Raw genomic sequence first — 17,581 nt, forward strand, 5'->3', positions numbered from 1 at the left:
TGGATCCGTCTGGTCAGTTGCCGGTTGCAACCTCTGTTTTCGTTTCGTCGCCGGTCAAGGTATCGTCGTTAGTCGCGCCACTGCTCCCACCGGTTTCAGCATTCGCGCTCCCGGACACCGCAAACCGCAACCGCATCCAGGCTCCTCGCGCTCCCGGTCTTATGACGGATGCGTCGTTGATTTCGAGCTTTCCGCCGTGGTCTTCCAGCACGCGCCCCACAATCGCAAGACCGAGGCCGGTGCCCTTCTCGCGGGTCGTGACGTAGGGCTCCAGCAACCGCGCTCGTCCAACCTTCGGCAGGCCGATGCCGTTGTCGATCACGTCGATGACGATGTCGTCGCCCTCCCGCGCGGCGATGACGTCGATCCGACCTTTTCCAAGCGTCTCCGGCGGCACGGTCTCGATAGCTTCGGTCGCGTTCTTGATGATATTGGTTAGGGCCTGCGAGATCAGCCGCCGGTCGAACTGCGCGCGCATCGGTTCGTGCTTGATATCGGCCCCGATATCGATTTCGGGATGTCCGACACGCATGAGGAAAACCGTCTGGCGGACCGTATCGGCGACGTCCTCTCCTTCCATCACCGGCTTCGGCATTCGCGCAAAACGCGAGAACTCATCGACCATCCGCCTGATATCCTCGACCTGACGCACGATCGTATCGGTACACTGCTCGAAGATTGGCTTGTCTTCGGTAATCACCTTGCCGAATTTGCGGCGAATGCGCTCGGCCGAGAGCTGGATCGGCGTCAACGGATTCTTGATTTCATGCGCGATTCGCCGGGCCACGTCGCCCCACGCTGAAGTGCGCTGCGCGGTCACAAGTTCGGTGATATCGTCCAGCGTGACGATATAGCTATCGCGCGACTGACTGGTTTGCTCGGCGCTGACACGCACCGAGATGTTGCGCTCGTTGCCGTCTCGATTGATGGTGATCTGCCCCTGCACCAGCCGCTGGGTCCCCTCCCTCGCCGACCGCATGAGGTCGTTCAACTCCGGAATGACGTCGGATAGCGGGCGTCCCAGCGTTTCCGATTCGGAATGACCGATCAATTTCTCCGCCGAGCGGTTGAGAACGCCGATGGTGTTGGCGCCGTCGACGCCAATGATGCCGGCGCTCGCCGACGACAGCACAGCCTCGATGAAGCGGCGCCGGCTGTCGATCAGGCCGCTGGCGTTGACGAGTTCATCGCGCTGCATCCGCAACTCGGCCGTCATCTTGTTGAAGGTTTCGCCGAGTTGGGCGAGATCGCCTTCCGACTTCAGGACGGGCACCTGAACGTTCAAGTCGCCGGTGGATACGATGTTGGCTGCGTTCATCAAGCGACGGACGGGCGCGACGAACCGGTCGGCGAAGTTCAGGCCCAGCAATACCGACGCCATCAGGATGGTTAGCGCGATCACGGCGAACATCAGCGCGAACGCCACCTGGATGCCAAGGCGCCGGGCCTCGATCGTGGCGTATTCGGCAACGCTTGCTTCGGTCTGCTTCAGTTGCGCGACGACATGTGGATCGAGGAGTCTTGCGACGTAAAGAAAGGTGTCCTGGAACGAGCGCAGGCGAATGACGGCGGCGACATAGTTCGCCTCAGGAAACACCGCGATCTGCGGCTCGTCCGCGTTCACATTTTTGAGGAAGTCCGGGTTCGGCGTGGTGTAGGTCCGCTCGATGCCGGTTTGCGCCGACTCGAGCAGATGGCCATCCTTGTCGATCAGCATCGCGCCCGGCAGGTTGCGGGCCTTCGCGCTCGAAGTCAGAAGCTGGCGAAACGTTCCGCGGTCCTGGTCGTACAGCGGCCGCGCGTTGGAAATGTCGTTGGCCATGCCAAGGATATCGCCGCGAATGAGCTGGGCGTGCTCGTGCAGGTAGGCGTTGGCGACGATCAGCGAGTTCTGGATGACTTCCTTGGTCGGACCCGAAAAGAGGCGGTCGAGGCCGCGATCGATAGTGACGTTGGCCACCACCGAGACCAGGACCGCCGGCAGCACCGCGATCACCGAGAACAGACTGACAATCTGGACATGCAACTTCGCCGCGGCGCGCCCCCGGCGGCGGGCCTGAACCACGGTCCAGACCTCGCGGGCGATAATGCCGACAAGCAGAAGGATGGCGCCGGCGTCGATCAGCAGGAATGTGATGACGACCCGGTGGGTCGGCTCGATTGGCGTGAGGCCGACCAAAACGACGAAGGTCAGAAACGCCGACAGTAGCGCGAGGCCGATCGCGACCGGCACCAGCAACCGGCGCAAGGTCCAGCCGCGCGGTTCGGCGAGTGTCGGATCGTGTGCTGAAACCGGCGTGTCTGCGCTAGTCATCCGCGAAAAGGTTTGAGCGGTGGAGGTTCGCTGACTATCGGCCGATACCCCGACAGCGAACTGATGCATTCCTACAACAATGTTGCGCAATTGAGACATTTCCGCGGCGCAACCGTAGCGCGGAACGACAAGCTTTGGACAAGTCGTCGATTCGCACCGGAAAATCGTCGAAACCTGGCCGGATGGGGCCGCTATCCTCCAATCCGATAGACCTGGATATCCAGATCGCGGATTTTCTTGCGCAGCGTGTTGCGGTTCAAACCTAACAGGTCAGCGGCCCGAATCTGGTTGCCGCGGGTCGCGGCCAGCGCAGCGGTGAGAAGCGGGACCTCGATCTCCCTGAGAACGCGGTGGTACAGGCCCGGCGGCGGGACGCCATTCGGGGAGCCTGAGAACAGCGACGACAGGTACATCTCGACGGCGCCGCCGAGACTATCGATGCCTTGTTGTCCGCCGTATCCGGAGACGACCGGAGGAGATGCAAGTTCGCCATCGATCACCGGGCCGGTGATGACGTCCTGCGGATAGAGCGCCGCGAGCCTGCGCGCCAGATTTTCCAGTTCGCGGACGTTGCCGGGCCAGCGATGCCGCTTCAAGCGCTCGAGCGCGAGCGCATCGAGCTTCTTGGGCGGCAGCCCGTCCTTTTCGGCCAGGGCAAAGAAGTGCCTGATCAAATCAGGCAGATCCTCGATGCGTTCGCGCAGCGGCGGCAGCCGCAGCGGCACCACGTTGAGGCGGAAGAACAGATCCTCGCGAAACAGCCCCTGCTGGATCAGGACGCGGAGGTCCTTATTGCTCGCCGCAACGATGCGGACATCGGTCTTGATCGCGATCCGCCCGCCAACGGTGGTGTATTCGCCCTGCTGAAGCACGCGCAGCAGGCGCGTCTGCGCTTCCATCGGCATGTCGCCGATTTCGTCGAGGAAGAGGGTCCCGCCTTCGGCCTGCTCGAAACGGCCGGAGGCGCGGGTGTTGGCGCCCGTGAACGCACCGCGCTCGTGGCCGAACAACTCCGACTCGATGAGGTCGCGGGGGATTGCCGCCATGTTGACGGCGACAAACGGGCCGTTGCGCCGCTTGCCGTAGTCGTGAAGCGCGCGCGCGACCAGTTCCTTGCCGGTGCCGGACTCGCCGGAAATCATCACGGTCAGGTCGGTCTGCATCAACCGCGCCAGCACGCGATAGATTTCCTGCATGGCCGGCGAGCGTCCGATCAGCGGAATGGAATCGAATTCGTTCTCGCCCCCGCGACTGGCTGCACGCTCCTTGGGCTCGGCGAGTGCGCGGCCGACGATGGCGACCAGTTCCTTGAGGTCGAAAGGTTTCGGGAGGTATTCATACGCGCCACGCTCGGAGGCGCGGATCGCCGTCATGAACGTGTTTTGCGCGCTCATCACGATGACCGGCAGGTTCGGCCGCATCTTCTTGATGCGCGGCAGCAGATCGAAGGCGCTCTCGTCCGGCATCACGACGTCAGTGATGACGATGTCCCCCTCACCTTGACTGACCCATCGCCACAGCGTCGCTGCATTGCCGGTAAGCCGCACTTCATATCCTGCACGCGACAGCGCCTGGTTGAGCACCGTGCGGATGGCCGCGTCATCGTCTGCGACAAGTATGCTGGCTGCGGGCATGTTTCGTCCTCATCCTAAATCGCGTGAGGCAGGTGACGGCATTCCCGGCACGGCGGCATCATCGCTTTGCCGCTGTTTTGGGCCGGTGTCGAACATCGGGAGGAGAACGCGGAAGGTGGTCTTGCGCGGCTGCGATTCGCACTCGACGATTCCGCCGTGATCGCGGACGATCTTGGCGACCAGCGCGAGGCCGAGCCCGCTTCCTGTCGGCTTCGTGGTTACGAATGGATCGAACAGGTTCGGCAACAGATCCTCCGCTACACCGTGGCCGTTGTCCTTGACACAAAATTCCAGCGGCAAAGACACTCGCGACTTCTTGCCCGGCACGGAAAGACGGAGGCCCGGGCGGAACGCGGTCGTGAACTGGATTTCTCCCTCGCCCTTGAGATCGACGACGGCTTCGGCGGCATTTTTGACGAGGTTCAGAAAGACCTGAATCAATTGGTCCCGATCGGCCAGAACCGGCGGCAGCGAGGGATCGTAATCCTCGATAAACTTGGCGTTTCGCGCGAATCCGGACTGCGCGAGCCGTTTGACATGATCGAGCACCGCGTGAATGTTGACCGGACCGCGCGTCACCGGACGTTCGTCGCCGAATACTTCCATGCGGTCGACCAACGTGACGATGCGGTCGGCTTCGTCGCAAATCAACCGGGTCAGCATCCGGTCTTCCGACGACGCGCCCTGCTCGAGAAGCTGCGCCGCACCGCGAATGCCGGACAACGGATTCTTGATCTCGTGCGCGAGCATGGCCGCGAGCGCGGTCACCGAGCGCGCCGCGCTGCGGTGGGTCAACTGCCGATCCATCTTGTCGGCGATGGTGCGCTGCTGAATCATCACCACGACATGGCCGGCCCGTTCCGTCAGAGGCGCGACGTGCAGGTCCACCTGGCGATCGCGGCCGATCCGCGGCGTGCCGAGATCGACCCTGAATTCGTTCACGGGCGAGCCGGTGTTCCGAACCTGATCGATCAGCGTCAGCAGCGGGCTGCCGAACGGAACGACCTCCTTCAGCGGCTGTCGTTGCAGGAACTGCGCCGACATTTCGAAGAAGGATTCCGCCGCTATGTTGGCGTTGACGATCCTGCCATCGGGTGCAACCAGCAGCACCGGGTTCGGCAGAGCATTGAGAATGGCCTCGCCGTCGGAGGGCGCGATATGTGAGCGCTCCGCGAGCGGTGTCATGCTGCGGCACTCCACGCAAAATCCTCGAATGCATCCGCCAGGGACCGCTGCACGCCGGCCGGATCGTCGGCCGTCAGAATTTTTCCCCGCCACGTCTTGAGGACCGATGTCGGTACTGAGCCGACCGTCGCCGCGACATCGAGCGCCCAGCCAAGATGTTTTCGCGCATGACGACGCCCGATGCGCAGGCCGTAGTGCCGCAGCAGGTCGTCATAGAGCGCGCGGATATATACCAACTGCTCCGCGAGCGAAGGAGGCGGTTCCGCGACACCCGTTTCGAGCCGGCGTCCGATCTGGCCCGGCATCCAGGGCTGGCCCTGCGCACCACGTCCCACCATGACGGCATCGGCGCCCGACGCCTCCAGCGCAACGACGGCCGCATCGAACGATGTGATGTCGCCATTGACGACCACGGGAATATCGACGGCGTCCTTGACTGCCCGCACCGCCTGCCAGTCGGCACTGCCTTTGTAGAACTGGCAACGGGTGCGGCCGTGAACGGTCATCATCTGGACGCCGGCGGATTCGGCGCGCTGCGCCAGCGCCGGCGCATTGAGCGAGCGATCGTCCCATCCGAGCCGCATCTTGAGCGTGACCGGCACTTTCACCGCGCCGACCGTCGCCTCGATCAGCCGCAGCGCATGGTCGAGATCGCGCATCAGCGCCGAGCCCGACTGGCCGCCGGTCACATGGCGGGCGGGGCAGCCCATGTTGATGTCGATGATGTCGGCGCCGGCGGCCTCGGCGATCCGCGCGCCCTCTGCCATCCAGTGTGTCTCGCAGCCGGCAAGCTGAACGACGTGCGGTCCGCCGCCCGTGGCCTCACAGCGGAGCACGGACATGGGCCGTCCGCGGGCGAGATCGTCACTGGCCGTCATTTCGGAGACGACGAGCCCTGCCCCCAGCGCTTCCGCAAGGCTCCGAAAAGGCCTGTCGGTGATCCCCGACATCGGCGCGAGAAGAACCCGGCTGGTGACCGGAATATCCCCAACGGTGAATGGCCCGAGACCTGATGATGGTGCTGGACCTGTCGGGTTCGTGCTCATGGTCCAAAACTGCTCCGTCGCAGCGATTCTGAAATAGTCAGCTTATTTATTAGGCAAAACTGATTGATGCCTATACCGTAGCCAGTTTCTGGTATCTTGCAAGTGCGCTGCAACACAAATAATCCCTATCGTCCACGGTTGAGTGTCCTGCTGTTTTTGGCCCGGGCATGGTAAGGGCAGCGGAGTTTCCTCCTCCCGACAACCTGATTCGACCTCATCGATTCCAATGCCGACCTCAAAACGAACTGCCGCCATCATTGTTGCCGCAGGCCGCGGCCTCCGCGCCGGGACCGGCGGTCCCAAACAATACCGGACCATCGCCGGACGGACCGTGATTGCGCGAGCCATGGAGGCGTTCTGCGATCACCCCGCCGTTTTCGCGGTCCAGCCGGTGCTCAATCCGGATGACCTTGCGATGTTCAATCAGGCCGTCGCCGGGTTTCGCTATCGGCCGCCGGCGAATGGCGGCGCTACGCGCCAGGCCTCGGTTCATGCCGGCCTCGAGGCCCTCGCCAACGATGCGCCGGACATCGTGCTGATTCACGATGCCGCCCGGCCGTTCGTGACGCCGGCGCTGATCGCGCGCGCGATCAACGCCGCCGATATAACCGGTGCGGCGGTGCCGGTCATTCCCGTTACCGATACTATCAAACAGGTCGACGACTCCGGTGCCGTCAATGCGACCCCCGATCGTGCAAGACTACGGATCGCGCAAACACCGCAGGCGTTTCGTTTCGATGTGATCCTCGACGCCCATCGCCGCGCGGCGCACGACGGCCGCGACGATTTCACCGACGACGCCGCGCTCGCCGAGTGGGTGGGATTGACGGTTGCGACATTCGAAGGCGATGCTGCCAATATGAAACTGACAACTCCGGAAGATTTCGTGCGCGAGGAAGCGCGCCTGGCCGCATCGCTCGGCGACATCAGGACCGGCACCGGCTACGACGTCCACGCCTTCGCCGAAGGCGACCATGTCATGCTGTGTGGCTTGAAGGTGCCGCACAATCGCGGCTTCCGCGCCCATTCCGACGGCGACGTCGGCCTGCACGCGCTGGTCGATGCCATCCTGGGCGCGCTGGCGGACGGCGACATCGGCTCGCATTTCCCGCCGAGCGATCCGCAGTGGAAAGACGCGGCTTCCGACAAATTCCTGAAATACGCCGTCGACCGCGTCGCGGCGCGCGGCGGCCGCATCGCCAATCTCGAAGTCACCATGATCTGCGAGCGGCCCAAGGTCGGACCCTTGCGCGATACGATGCGCGCGCGCATCGCCGAAATTACCGGCGTCGCGGTCTCGCGCGTCGCCGTGAAGGCGACCACCAGCGAGCGGCTCGGCTTCACCGGGCGCGAGGAAGGCATCGCGGCGACAGCCAGCGCCACTGTCCGCCTGCCTTGGAACGATAGGGACGACAAGGGCTGGAGCGCCTGACATGGGCGGCAGCGACACACGCGCCCTGTCGCGTTCGCTGCTCGACCTTTGCCGGATGCGCAAGCTCACCATTGCAACGGCCGAATCCTGCACCGGCGGGCTGGTCGCCGGCGCGCTGACCGACATTCCCGGCTCCTCGGACGTGATCGATCGCGGTTTCGTCACCTATTCCAACGACGCCAAGCGCGCGATGTTGGGCGTCAAGGCCGGCACCCTCGACAGTTTTGGTGCGGTCAGCAAGGAAACCGCAACCGCCATGGCGGTCGGCGCGCTGGAACGCGCCGGCACCGATCTGGCCGTCGCCATCACCGGGATCGCGGGTCCCGGCGGCGCGACGCCCGGCAAGCCCGTGGGCCTCGTTCATTTCGCTGTTGCCGCGCGTGACGGCCGCCTGACCCATCGCGAATGCCGCTTCGGAGCGATCGGCCGTAGCTCGGTGCGGCAACGTTCGGTCGTCGAAGCGCTGCGGATGCTGATGGAACTGGCGCGGGGACCCAAGCCGCCCGCAAAAGTCCGGCGCGAAAGCGTCAGCCGCTTGCGGCCGCGAACGGCGCGAGCGCCGTTGCGTCGTGTGGCCGAGCGGCGCCGGACCGCGGGACCGCTAAAACCCTCTCCGAAGAAAACCTGAGAGACGTCGCTTTATTTCGCGGTATGCGGCGTACCGTAGACGGCGTCCGCGCGCTTCTCGAATGCCGATGCGAAGCGCTGGAACGCAGCGTCGAACATCGCGCCCATCAGTATCGCCAACATTCGACTCTTGAAGTCATAGGTGATGAAAAACCCGACGTCGCAGGCCAGATCCGACTTCGGCTCGAAGGTCCAGCGGTTTTCCATGTGGCTGAACGGACCGCGCAGATATTCGACCAGGATTTTGCGGTTTGGTCGGTCCAGGGTCACCTTGCTCGTAAACGTCTCCCGCACCAGCTTGAACGACACGGTCATATCGGCCACCACGACTTCCGTGCCATCGGCCGCAGACGTACGCTGCCGCACCTTCAGTGATTGGCATAGCGGCACGAACTCCGGATAGCGCTCAACGTCCGCGACGAGATCGAACATCTGTTGCGAACTGTGTTGCACGCGGCGCTTGCTGGAGAATGTCGGCATCCTGCGCGGCTTAACGCAGCAATTTTGCGCGCGCGGCCTGCAACTTCGCAAAGTCTTCGCCGGCATGGTGCGACGAGCGCGTTAGCGGGCTCGCCGATACCATCAGAAAGCCCTTGGTGTAGGCGACGGTCTCGTAGCCGGAAAACTCCTCCGGCGTGACATAACGCATCACGGCATGATGCTTGCGGGTCGGCTGCAGGTATTGCCCGATGGTGAGAAAGTCGACATCCGCCGACCGCAGGTCATCCATCACCTGCAAGACCTCGTGACGCTCCTCGCCGAGCCCGACCATGATCCCCGACTTGGTGAAGATCGTCGGGTCGATCTCCTTCACTCGCTGCAGCAGGCGGATGGAGTGGAAATAGCGCGCGCCCGGCCGCACCGTCAAATAGCGCGACGGCACGGTTTCGAGGTTGTGGTTGAAGACGTCGGGCTTCGCCGCCACGACCTTTTCCAGCGCTCCATCCTTGCGGAGGAAATCCGGCGTCAGGATTTCGATGGTAGTGGCCGGGCAGCGCTCACGGATCGCGCGGATGGTGCGGGCGAAATGCTCGGCGCCGCCGTCATTGAGGTCGTCGCGATCAACGGATGTGACGACAATGTGCGCCAGCCCCAGCTTGCGCGTCGCCTCGGCCACATATTCGGGCTCCGAGGCTTCCAGCGCGCCCGGCAGTCCGGTCTTGACGTTGCAGAAGGCGCAGGCGCGGGTGCAGGTGTCGCCCATGATCATGAAGGTCGCGTGCTTCTTGTCCCAGCACTCGCCGATGTTCGGGCAGCCCGCCTCCTCGCACACCGTGACGAGACCGTTCTCCTTGACGATCCGCCGCGTGTCCACATAGCCGCGCGAATTCGGCGCGCGCACGCGAATCCAGTCCGGCTTCGGCGGCGACAGCGCGTCGGGCCGGTTGACCTTTTCCGGATGGCGCGGCCGGACGGGATTGGCAGAAACGGTATCGAGGACGACGACCATGAATGATCCGTTGTGCAGGAGACTCTAGAATCTGATCCAACTGCATTGAACCAACTCTAGCCTTAGTCCTTTCGATTGAGCATGATCTTATCCGAAAACCGGTTTCCACTTTTCGGGATCATGCTCTAGGTAATCCGCCCGGCGTAGCGCTGCAACCCACTTCGCCAGCGCCGTCAGATATGTAACATATCCCATACCGTACCGCCCGCCCCGATCGCCGCCTGAAAATGACTCCAATCGCGCCTTCCTACAGTTCGAACCCGCCTGTTCTCGGCAAACCGCTTAAACGCTCGTTTTTCGGGCGTAGCGTGCACGACATCGCGCCCGACCTGATCGGCGCGACGCTGCTGGTGGACGGGGTCGGCGGCATCATCGTCGAGGTGGAGGCCTATCACCACACCGAGCCGGCGGCGCATTCCCATCGAGGGCCGACGCCGCGGAACATGGTGATGTTCGGCCCGCCCGGCTTCGCCTATGTCTATCGCTCCTATGGCATCCACTGGTGTATGAACTTCGTGTGCGAAAAGGATGGCTCGGCCGCTGCGGTTCTGATCCGCGCGCTACGACCGACCTACGGCATTCCGGCGATGCAGCGACGGCGCGGGCTGCACGAGGAGCGTCTGCTGTGTTCAGGGCCGGGCAAACTGTGCGAGGCGCTCGGCATATCGATTGCGCACAACGCGCTGCCGCTCGATGCGCCACCGATCGCGGTCTATCGGCGCACAGGCAAGGTTGAAGTCGTCGCCGGCGTCCGCATCGGCATCACCAAGGCCGCCGACCTGCCATGGCGATTCGGATTGAAGGGATCGAAATTCCTTAGCAAGCCGTTCAGAAACGCTGGGTTCTGAAATCGATCCCCAGCGGCAGCACGACCATCGGCACGACGGCAAGACCGATCGGCACGAACGCGAAGGCGGCATTCCCCGTGATATCCCAGACCATCCCACTGACAATGGAGATCACCATCGCAATGCCGTAGCCGATGGTGAACATTCCTGCCGACATGCGGGGCACGTCATCGGGGGCCACCAGCAGCGCCGGCAGCGTTAGCACAAGAGTCAGGCCGACGGCGCAGGTGAAGCCCACCAGCGCCGACGCGCCGACAATTCCCCACAGGTTCGTGGTGGTTGCGACGCCAACAGCGCCCAGCAAGCCGAATACACCGCAAAGAATCAGCGGCCACCTTCTCCGCTCCAGGCGGCCCGCGACGACCATCACGAGAATCGATCCCGGCAACTGCCCGAGGTTGAGCGCCGACAGCGCCGGCCCGATCTGCTCGGTATGGCCGGTTTGCAGCAGCAGGCCGGGCAGGAAGGCATTCGTGCAGAAATAAAGCTGGTTGTTCGCGCTGGCGACAAGACCGACCTTCCAGAGCAGCGGGTCGCGCCAGTCCGGCATCCAGCGACGGTGCTGAGCCGACATGGCCTCCCCGCTTGGCCGAGCGATGACGACGATCAGCGCGATCGCTGCCGCCGCAACCGACCAAAGTTCGAGGCTTGCGCGCCACCCGCCTCCCAGCAAGGGTACGATGACGGCGGCGAGCACGACCGGAAAGATTTCGCCGCACAGCAAGCCGTTGGTGTAGACGGCTGTGGCGAAACCGATCCGGCGCGGAACCCATTGCCGCACCAACGGCGGCAGCGCCGGCTGCATCACGGCCACGCCCGCCGCCATCAGCGCGGTCGCGGCGAACAGCGTCATCGCGTCGATGGCGAAACCGCGCAGCGCCGATCCGGCTGCGGCAATCAGGAGGCCGACCACGAGTGCATTGACGGCGCCGACGCGAGCGATCAGCAGCGATCCGGGAACCGCGATCAGCGCGAACAGGCTGACCGGAATGGCGTTGAGAATCCCGACCTCGGTTCCCGACAGCGCAAGATCCGAAATGATGACCGCCAGCACCGGCGGCACGGCAAGGATCGTGAGCCGCAGACCGACACCCCCGAGCCAGAGCAAACTCAACGGGCGCAACGATGGCGGCCGCGCAGCGCTCACTCAGCAGCCTTCAAACGCTCCAGCGCATCGGCGAATTTCGCCTTGCGCGCAACGGCGGCTTCCCGCTTGTCCTTTTCTTCCTCGACGATCTCTTCGGGCGCGTTGGCGACGAACTTCTCGTTGGCGAGTTTGAAATCGACGCGATTGATATCGGCATCGGCCTTGGCGATTTCCTTCCCCAAACGCGCGCGCTGGGCGGCAACATCAACGATGCCTTTCAACGGCAGCGCGGCGACTTCGCCGCGGATCAGCAGTTGCACGGCGCCTTGCGGCACACGGTCCGCGAATGAGATGTCCGCGAGCCGGGACAGTCGCTTGACGACATCGCTCCAGCGCTGCGCCCGCGCCTTGCTCTCAGTGGATACGCCTGCGAGCACCAGCGGCGTCAGCGTTGCGGGCGGAATATTCATCTCCGCGCGAACCGAGCGGATGGCGGTGACGAGATCGACCACCCAGCCGATCTCGGCCTCCGCCGCATCGTCGCGGAACGTCGGCTCCAACGGTTCGGCAAGCGGCTCTGACGCAGCGAAGGGATCGGCGGCGGCGGCGGCGATCAACGCATGCTGCGCGCGGGTGAGACCGGCCTTGATCGGCCATGGCGTCAGCGTCAGCAGTTGCGTCCGTGCCGATGTCACCGCCCATAATTCCTCGGTGAGGAACGGCATGAACGGGTGCAAAAGCTTCAGGATTTCATCGCGCGCCCAGGCCACCATGGCACGGGTCTCGAACTTGGCGGGACCGTCCTCGCCCATCATCACGGGCTTTGCGAGCTCAAGATACCAATCGCAGTAGACATTCCAGACAAAGCGGTAGATCGCACCGGCAGCGTCATTGAAACGATAGGCCTCGATGGCCTCGGTGATCTCGCACGTGGCGCGCGCGGTCTCATGAACGATCCATCGGTTGAGCGTTTCCTTCGCGACGGTCGGATCGAACTGCGCAGGAACCACGCAATCGTTCATTTCCGCGAAGCGGCAGGCGTTCCAGAGCTTGGTCGCGAAATTGCGATAGCCTTCGACCCGCTGCGACGACAGCTTGATGTCACGGCCCTGCGCCGCCATCGCCGCAAGCGTGAAGCGCAACGCATCGGCGCCGTATTTGTCGACCAGATGCAAAGGATCGATGACGTTGCCCTTCGACTTCGACATCTTGGCGCCGTTCTCGTCGCGGACGAGAGCGTGGATGTAGACCGTCGAGAACGGCGCTTCCTTCATGACATAGATGCCCATCATCATCATCCGGGCGACCCAGAAGAAGATGATGTCGAAACCGGTGACCAGCGCGTTGGTCGGATAGTAGCGCTTCAACTCCGGCGTCTCGTCCGGCCAGCCGAGCGTCGAGAACGGCCACAGCGCCGAAGAGAACCAGGTGTCGAGCACGTCTTCGTCTCGCGTGATGAAGCCCTCACGCTTTGCCGGATCGCGCGCCATTTCGGCGCCCTGGTCCACGGTGATGATACCCTGCTCGGCGTAATAGCCGAGCGCATGGCCGACCGCTTCGTCCTCCGTCTCCGCGACAAACACCTTGCCGTCCGGACCATACCAGGCCGGAATCTGGTGACCCCACCAGAGCTGGCGCGAGATGCACCACGGCTGGATGTTCTCCATCCACTCGAAGTAGGTCTTCTCCCAGTTCTTCGGCACGAACGTCGTATCACCCGAACGCACGGCCGCCATCGCCGGCTGCGCCAGTTCCTTGGCGTCGACGTACCATTGATCCGTCAGGTAGGGTTCGATGACCGCGCCGGAGCGGTCGCCGTGCGGCACCATGTGCGCGTGCGGCTCGACCTTGTCGAGGAAACCGAAATCTTCGAGACGTGCGACGATCGCCTTGCGCGCGGCGAAACGGTCGGTGCCGTGAAGTTCCTCCGCCAGCATCAGCGCGCCTTCGGGCAGGCCGCGCAGATAATCCTCGTTGTCGGATAGCGTCAGCCGGCCTTCCCGATCGAGCACGCCGATCTGCGGCAGGCGGTGGCGCTTTCCGACCTCGAAGTCGTTGAAGTCGTGGGCTGGGGTAATTTTGACCGCGCCCGTGCCCTTTTCCGGATCGGCATAGTCGTCGCCGACGATCGGAATGAGACGGCCGACCAGCGGCAGCACGACGTTGCTGCCGATCAGGTGCTCAAGCTTCTCGTTATCCGGATGCACGGCGACGGCCGTGTCTCCCAGCATGGTCTCCGGCCGCGTGGTGGCGACGACGATATAGGTCGACGGATCGTCCGGATTGAAGCCCTTGCCTTCGATCGGATAGCGCAGATGCCACAGGCTGCCCTTGACCTCGATCTGTTTCACCTCGAGATCGGAAATCGCGGTGAGCAGCTTCGGGTCCCAGTTGACCAACCGCTTGTCCTTGTAGATCAAGCCGGCGCGGTGCAGTTCGACGAACACCTTGGCAACCGCGCGCGACAGGCCTTCGTCCATGGTGAAACGCTCACGCGACCAATCGCAGGACGCGCCGAGCCGCTTCAACTGGTTGACGATAACGCCGCCGCTTTCAGCCTTCCACTGCCAAACCCGCTCGAGAAACCTGGCACGGCCCATCTCGCGGCGGCCGGGTTCCTGGCGCTCCGTCAACTGCCGCTCCACCACCATCTGGGTGGCAATGCCGGCGTGATCGGTGCCGGGCTGCCACAGCACGTCACGGCCGCGCATCCGCTCGAAGCGGCACAGCACGTCCTGCAACGTGTTGTTGAGCGCGTGACCCATGTGCAACGAGCCGGTGACGTTCGGCGGCGGGATGACGATCGTGAACGGTTCGGCGTCGCGGCGCTCGGCCCGCCCTGCCTTGAACGCGCCGGCCTCTTCCCAGATGCGGGACATGCGGCTTTCAATATCAGCGGGCTGGTAGGTCTTTTCGATCATGGGATGCAATCACAGTCGGCGCCGTTTCAGGCGAGTTCGCGGAATGAAGCGTCTGACCCTAAAAGCCTTTCAGCGCGCGCCAAGTCAACAAGACCGCCGGACAAAGCGGCCCAAAGACGGCAGATGCCGGCCTTAAGACTTCCGATAGGGGCAAGTTCCGACCTTCGCCGACCCGGCGGCCATGGCATTGCGCACCCCGGGAACGGGTCACGAGCGCCCGCGCGACACCCGCTCGATTTCCGCCTTGACGATGCGCTCGACCAGCCCCGGCAGATTGTCGTCGAGCCAGGACTTCAGCATCGGGCGCAGCATCTCCTTGACGAGGTCCTCAAGGGTGCGGGCGTTGTTGCTCAAAACCGTGCTGGCGAGCGAATTAAAGGCGGTCTCGACCGCCGAAACCGTCGAATGCGACAGGATTTGCGCTGCCGGCACGGCATTCGGAACGGCTGGCCGATCGACGGCGACCGGACGCGGCCGGGTGGCCGGGGTCGGCGTCGTCTCTGCGAATTCCAGATCGTCCTGCGGCTCGACCTTCTGGAAAGCGGCCTGCGCCGGATACGGGAGGGCCATCTCGTCGGTCAGTTCAAACACCTCGTCGGCCTGGGCCGGGCGGACCTCCTCCTCGGTCGTTGCGGCATCGAGGTTTGCGAGCAAAGCATCGATGTCGTCCTGACTGTTGTCGGCGGCCGGCTTCGGCGCGGCCGCGGACGAAGGAATGGCGATCATGGCGGCCGGCTTCGTGGGCGCGGCCGGCTGAGAGGCGGGTGATGTGGCCGGCTGGGATTTTGCAATCGCGACATCGGCGGTTGCTGTCTTTCCAGCCGCCGCGGGCTTTTCGTCGTCGGCGATGATGCGGCGGATCGACGCCAGAATTTCCTCCATCGAGGGTTCTTGGACCGTTGCTGGTTGCGTCATGTCCAACTCCACATCTTCACGATCCTCGCCAGCGTCCTGGCATCATGCGACAGAGGATTTTCCGGTTCCAGATGCGGGCGCGGACTTGATCGCAAACCCGATTTGTCCCCGGATCAGACGTTGCGAATCGATGCCGATATCGAATCGATGCCGATATCAATGTCTCCGCCTCGGACGTCTGCAGCAAGGCCGGTAAACACCGGACATCGCACGAATCGCTTCGCGGCCCTGTGCAAAGGTATGGCACGGCAACGATTGATTGCAAGCAAAGGGCTGTGGACACGGTCCTCTGTCAGAGCGCGATCATTGCCCGTCCGGCGTACGCACGCCGGCCCAACTGTCGCGAACCTGGTGATAATGGACACTCGGATCGTAAACAGTGGTTTTTAGCTTCAGCACCTGCGGCGACAGCCGGCCGACGGCATTCAACACGGCGTAGGATGCGACCACGCGATCGTGCTGGGCCGTCACCAGCGCCACGCGCGCGTTGACGAGCGTCTGTTGCGCGGTCAACACGTCGAATGTAGTCCGCTGCCCGGCCTTGGCCTCTTCGCGAATGCCGTTGAGCGCGATCTCGGACGCCTTGACTTGCGCCTGCGCCGACGCCACCTGCGACTTGCCCGCGAGGAGCTGGCCCCATGCCTGCGCCACGCTGGCGCGCGTCTGATCGCGGACCTGCTCGAGGCTGAGACGTTGTTGCGCCAGCGTTTCCTTCGACTGACGGATCAGCGAATACTCCGCGCCACCCTGGTAGATCGGCACCGACACCTGCGCGATCGCGGATGCAAAGAACTGCTTCGGAATCGTGAGTTGCTGTGCGTAACCTTGTTGCACGTTGGCCTGGAGAGTCACGGTCGGGAACAGCGCGCCCTCGGCTACCTTGACCTGCAGGTGGCTGACATCGATACCGTACATCGACGCGGTGACATTGGGATTTTGGGTCAGGGCTAGATTCGTGGCGCCTGCAAGCGTTGCCGGCAAGAAACGATCGACCGGCGAACCCGGCGCCAGTTGCCTCGGTTCGTTGCCGATGATGCGGCGAAAATTCGAACGTGTGGTCGTGAGGGTGGATTCGGCGGTCAAAAGCTGGGTGCGGCCGGCAGCAAGCTGAGCTTGCGACTGCGCAACGTCGGTGCGGGTGACTTCGCCGACGCTGAAACGATCTTGGGTCTGCTTCAGCGTCTCCTCGAGCACACGGACGTTGCTGCGCTGGACTTCCACGATGGCGGAGTCGCGCAAATAATCCATGTAGATGGTTGCCGCAGCGAGCAGCACGGTCTGTTCGAGAACCCTTAAGCCCTCGCGCGCTGCCGACACCTGTCCTTCCGCCGCGCGGGTCTTGTTGGAGGTCTGGAAGCCGTCGAAGAGCGTCTGCGAAACCGTGGCGCCGACTGCCGCCGGCGCCTGTGCGCCGTGAAGCGCCGTCGCCGGACCTCCCGGCACACCTTGCGTGGCATCCGTATACTGATAACCGCCGCTCGCGGTTATGGCGACCTTGGGCCTATAGCCCGACAGGGCCTGCGGCACGTTTTCATCGGTGGCGCGCACCGAGGCGCGCTGCGCGTTGAGCTGAGGATTGCTCTGGTAGGCGCGCACCAGCGCAGACTCGATCGTGTCGGCGCGCGCCGGTGTCGCCGCCCCCGGCCATGCAGTCACAAGAGCCAACGCGGCAGCCCCGGCCAGTAGTCTCACACCACCCATCCGCGGAGTTCCATTCTTCCTTTGCCGGACCCAGCGAGGCTGCGCCTGTGCACCCGATCGCCCTATCTCGAGTCACTTGTCCCCGCACAAACATATTCGCCGCCAGAGAGCTACGAAACCCTTTGCGGGCGATCCCGACCGAAACTCTCTGGCTGGGGCTTTGGGGCCACACTTGACACTCCGATCAGACTCGAATGGCCGGAACTAGCAGTCCCCAAAAGCCCGCACCATCTTACCTGATTTTCTTATATTTCCGTACCTTTAATCAAAAACGAAAATTAAAAGAAATAACAAAAACAGGCAATATTATGATTCTATTGTTATTTTTGTCGAGGAGCACGAATATTCGAAATATTGCTTTACCTTAGTCGAATGAGCGCAATGAATAATCAATCAGATGACCGCCGATCCATCTCTGCGG

The 17,581-nt window shown here is 63.3% G+C and carries 13 protein-coding genes; 3 read left to right on the forward strand and 10 right to left on the reverse strand.

Annotated elements, in window-relative coordinates; all coding sequences use genetic code 11:
- Positions 1–13: 13 nt before the first annotated feature.
- From V4R08_RS04765 to dusB, 4 genes are all read right to left on the reverse strand, one after another.
- Positions 14–2,314, reverse strand: a complete 2,301-nt coding sequence (locus tag V4R08_RS04765) for a sensor histidine kinase NtrY-like (protein WP_335578287.1) — start codon at positions 2,312–2,314, stop codon at positions 14–16.
- A 191-nt stretch (positions 2,315–2,505) separates the two neighbouring features.
- The gene (ntrC, locus tag V4R08_RS04770) at positions 2,506–3,948 is read right to left on the reverse strand and encodes a nitrogen regulation protein NR(I) (RefSeq protein WP_335578288.1); all 1,443 of its coding nucleotides are present in this window, start codon (positions 3,946–3,948) and stop codon (positions 2,506–2,508) included.
- Positions 3,949–3,957: 9 nt separating this feature from the next.
- The gene (locus V4R08_RS04775) at positions 3,958–5,133 is read right to left on the reverse strand and encodes a two-component system sensor histidine kinase NtrB (protein ID WP_335578289.1); all 1,176 of its coding nucleotides are present in this window, start codon (positions 5,131–5,133) and stop codon (positions 3,958–3,960) included.
- On the reverse strand, positions 5,130–6,179 hold the full coding sequence (gene dusB / locus V4R08_RS04780; RefSeq protein WP_335578290.1) for a tRNA dihydrouridine synthase DusB: 1,050 nt from the start codon (positions 6,177–6,179) through the stop codon (positions 5,130–5,132). Before dusB ends, V4R08_RS04775 begins: the two co-directional genes overlap by 4 nt.
- 226 nt (positions 6,180–6,405) lie before the next feature.
- On the opposite strand from dusB, the gene V4R08_RS04785 reads away from it, so the two are divergent.
- Complete coding sequence (locus V4R08_RS04785) at positions 6,406–7,611, forward strand: bifunctional 2-C-methyl-D-erythritol 4-phosphate cytidylyltransferase/2-C-methyl-D-erythritol 2,4-cyclodiphosphate synthase (RefSeq protein ID WP_335578291.1); 1,206 nt, start codon at positions 6,406–6,408, stop codon at positions 7,609–7,611.
- A 1-nt stretch (position 7,612) separates the two neighbouring features.
- A complete protein-coding gene (locus V4R08_RS04790) occupies positions 7,613–8,239 on the forward strand; it encodes a CinA family protein (RefSeq protein WP_335578292.1) in 627 nt (208 codons plus the stop codon).
- Positions 8,240–8,250: 11 nt separating this feature from the next.
- Here V4R08_RS04790 and V4R08_RS04795 read toward each other — a convergent pair whose 3' ends face one another.
- Together V4R08_RS04795 and lipA are read right to left on the reverse strand one after the other, a co-directional pair.
- Positions 8,251–8,718, reverse strand: a complete 468-nt coding sequence (locus V4R08_RS04795) for a type II toxin-antitoxin system RatA family toxin (RefSeq protein WP_335578293.1) — start codon at positions 8,716–8,718, stop codon at positions 8,251–8,253.
- Between the two features lie 10 nt (positions 8,719–8,728).
- Entirely contained in the window at positions 8,729–9,688 is a 960-nt protein-coding gene (gene lipA, locus V4R08_RS04800; RefSeq protein ID WP_335578294.1) for a lipoyl synthase, read from the reverse strand.
- Positions 9,689–9,915: 227 nt separating this feature from the next.
- Between lipA and V4R08_RS04805 the strand changes: the two genes are divergently transcribed.
- A complete protein-coding gene (locus V4R08_RS04805) occupies positions 9,916–10,536 on the forward strand; it encodes a DNA-3-methyladenine glycosylase (protein WP_442935630.1) in 621 nt (206 codons plus the stop codon).
- On the opposite strand, the gene V4R08_RS04810 is transcribed toward V4R08_RS04805, so the two are convergent.
- From V4R08_RS04810 to V4R08_RS04825, 4 genes are all read right to left on the reverse strand, one after another.
- Positions 10,517–11,683: an MFS transporter gene (locus V4R08_RS04810; protein WP_335578295.1), complete on the reverse strand. Its 1,167-nt coding sequence runs from the start codon at positions 11,681–11,683 to the stop codon at positions 10,517–10,519. The two genes, V4R08_RS04805 and V4R08_RS04810, sit on opposite strands and share 20 nt — an antisense overlap.
- Positions 11,680–14,544 (reverse strand): valine--tRNA ligase, encoded by a 2,865-nt coding sequence (locus V4R08_RS04815; RefSeq protein ID WP_335578296.1) that lies wholly within the window; start codon positions 14,542–14,544, stop codon positions 11,680–11,682. Before V4R08_RS04815 ends, V4R08_RS04810 begins: the two co-directional genes overlap by 4 nt.
- Positions 14,545–14,751: 207 nt before the next feature.
- Complete coding sequence (locus V4R08_RS04820) at positions 14,752–15,459, reverse strand: PopZ family protein (protein WP_335578297.1); 708 nt, start codon at positions 15,457–15,459, stop codon at positions 14,752–14,754.
- A 303-nt stretch (positions 15,460–15,762) separates the two neighbouring features.
- Positions 15,763–17,160 (reverse strand): TolC family outer membrane protein, encoded by a 1,398-nt coding sequence (locus tag V4R08_RS04825; RefSeq protein WP_335578298.1) that lies wholly within the window; start codon positions 17,158–17,160, stop codon positions 15,763–15,765.
- Between the last annotated feature and the right edge of the window lie 421 nt (positions 17,161–17,581).

It is taken from the genome of Nitrobacter sp. NHB1 (assembly GCF_036964665.1).
In the GTDB taxonomy this organism is placed as follows: domain Bacteria; phylum Pseudomonadota; class Alphaproteobacteria; order Rhizobiales; family Xanthobacteraceae; genus Nitrobacter.

Excerpts from the sequence above, each read along its gene's own strand:
- ntrC (WP_335578288.1), bottom strand. The coding sequence starts at position 3,948 with ATGCCCGCAGCCAGCATACTTGTCGCAGACGATGACGCGGCCATCCGC.
- V4R08_RS04785 (WP_335578291.1), top strand. The coding sequence starts at position 6,406 with ATGCCGACCTCAAAACGAACTGCCGCCATCATTGTTGCCGCAGGCCGC.
- dusB (WP_335578290.1), bottom strand. The coding sequence starts at position 6,179 with ATGAGCACGAACCCGACAGGTCCAGCACCATCATCAGGTCTCGGGCCA.
- V4R08_RS04820 (WP_335578297.1), bottom strand. The coding sequence starts at position 15,459 with ATGACGCAACCAGCAACGGTCCAAGAACCCTCGATGGAGGAAATTCTG.
- V4R08_RS04815 (WP_335578296.1), bottom strand. The coding sequence starts at position 14,544 with ATGATCGAAAAGACCTACCAGCCCGCTGATATTGAAAGCCGCATGTCC.
- V4R08_RS04775 (WP_335578289.1), bottom strand. The coding sequence starts at position 5,133 with ATGACACCGCTCGCGGAGCGCTCACATATCGCGCCCTCCGACGGCGAG.
- V4R08_RS04765 (WP_335578287.1), bottom strand. The coding sequence starts at position 2,314 with ATGACTAGCGCAGACACGCCGGTTTCAGCACACGATCCGACACTCGCC.
- V4R08_RS04790 (WP_335578292.1), top strand. The coding sequence starts at position 7,613 with ATGGGCGGCAGCGACACACGCGCCCTGTCGCGTTCGCTGCTCGACCTT.
- V4R08_RS04805 (WP_442935630.1), top strand. The coding sequence starts at position 9,916 with ATGACTCCAATCGCGCCTTCCTACAGTTCGAACCCGCCTGTTCTCGGC.
- V4R08_RS04825 (WP_335578298.1), bottom strand. The coding sequence starts at position 17,160 with ATGGGTGGTGTGAGACTACTGGCCGGGGCTGCCGCGTTGGCTCTTGTG.
- V4R08_RS04795 (WP_335578293.1), bottom strand. The coding sequence starts at position 8,718 with ATGCCGACATTCTCCAGCAAGCGCCGCGTGCAACACAGTTCGCAACAG.
- lipA (WP_335578294.1), bottom strand. The coding sequence starts at position 9,688 with ATGGTCGTCGTCCTCGATACCGTTTCTGCCAATCCCGTCCGGCCGCGC.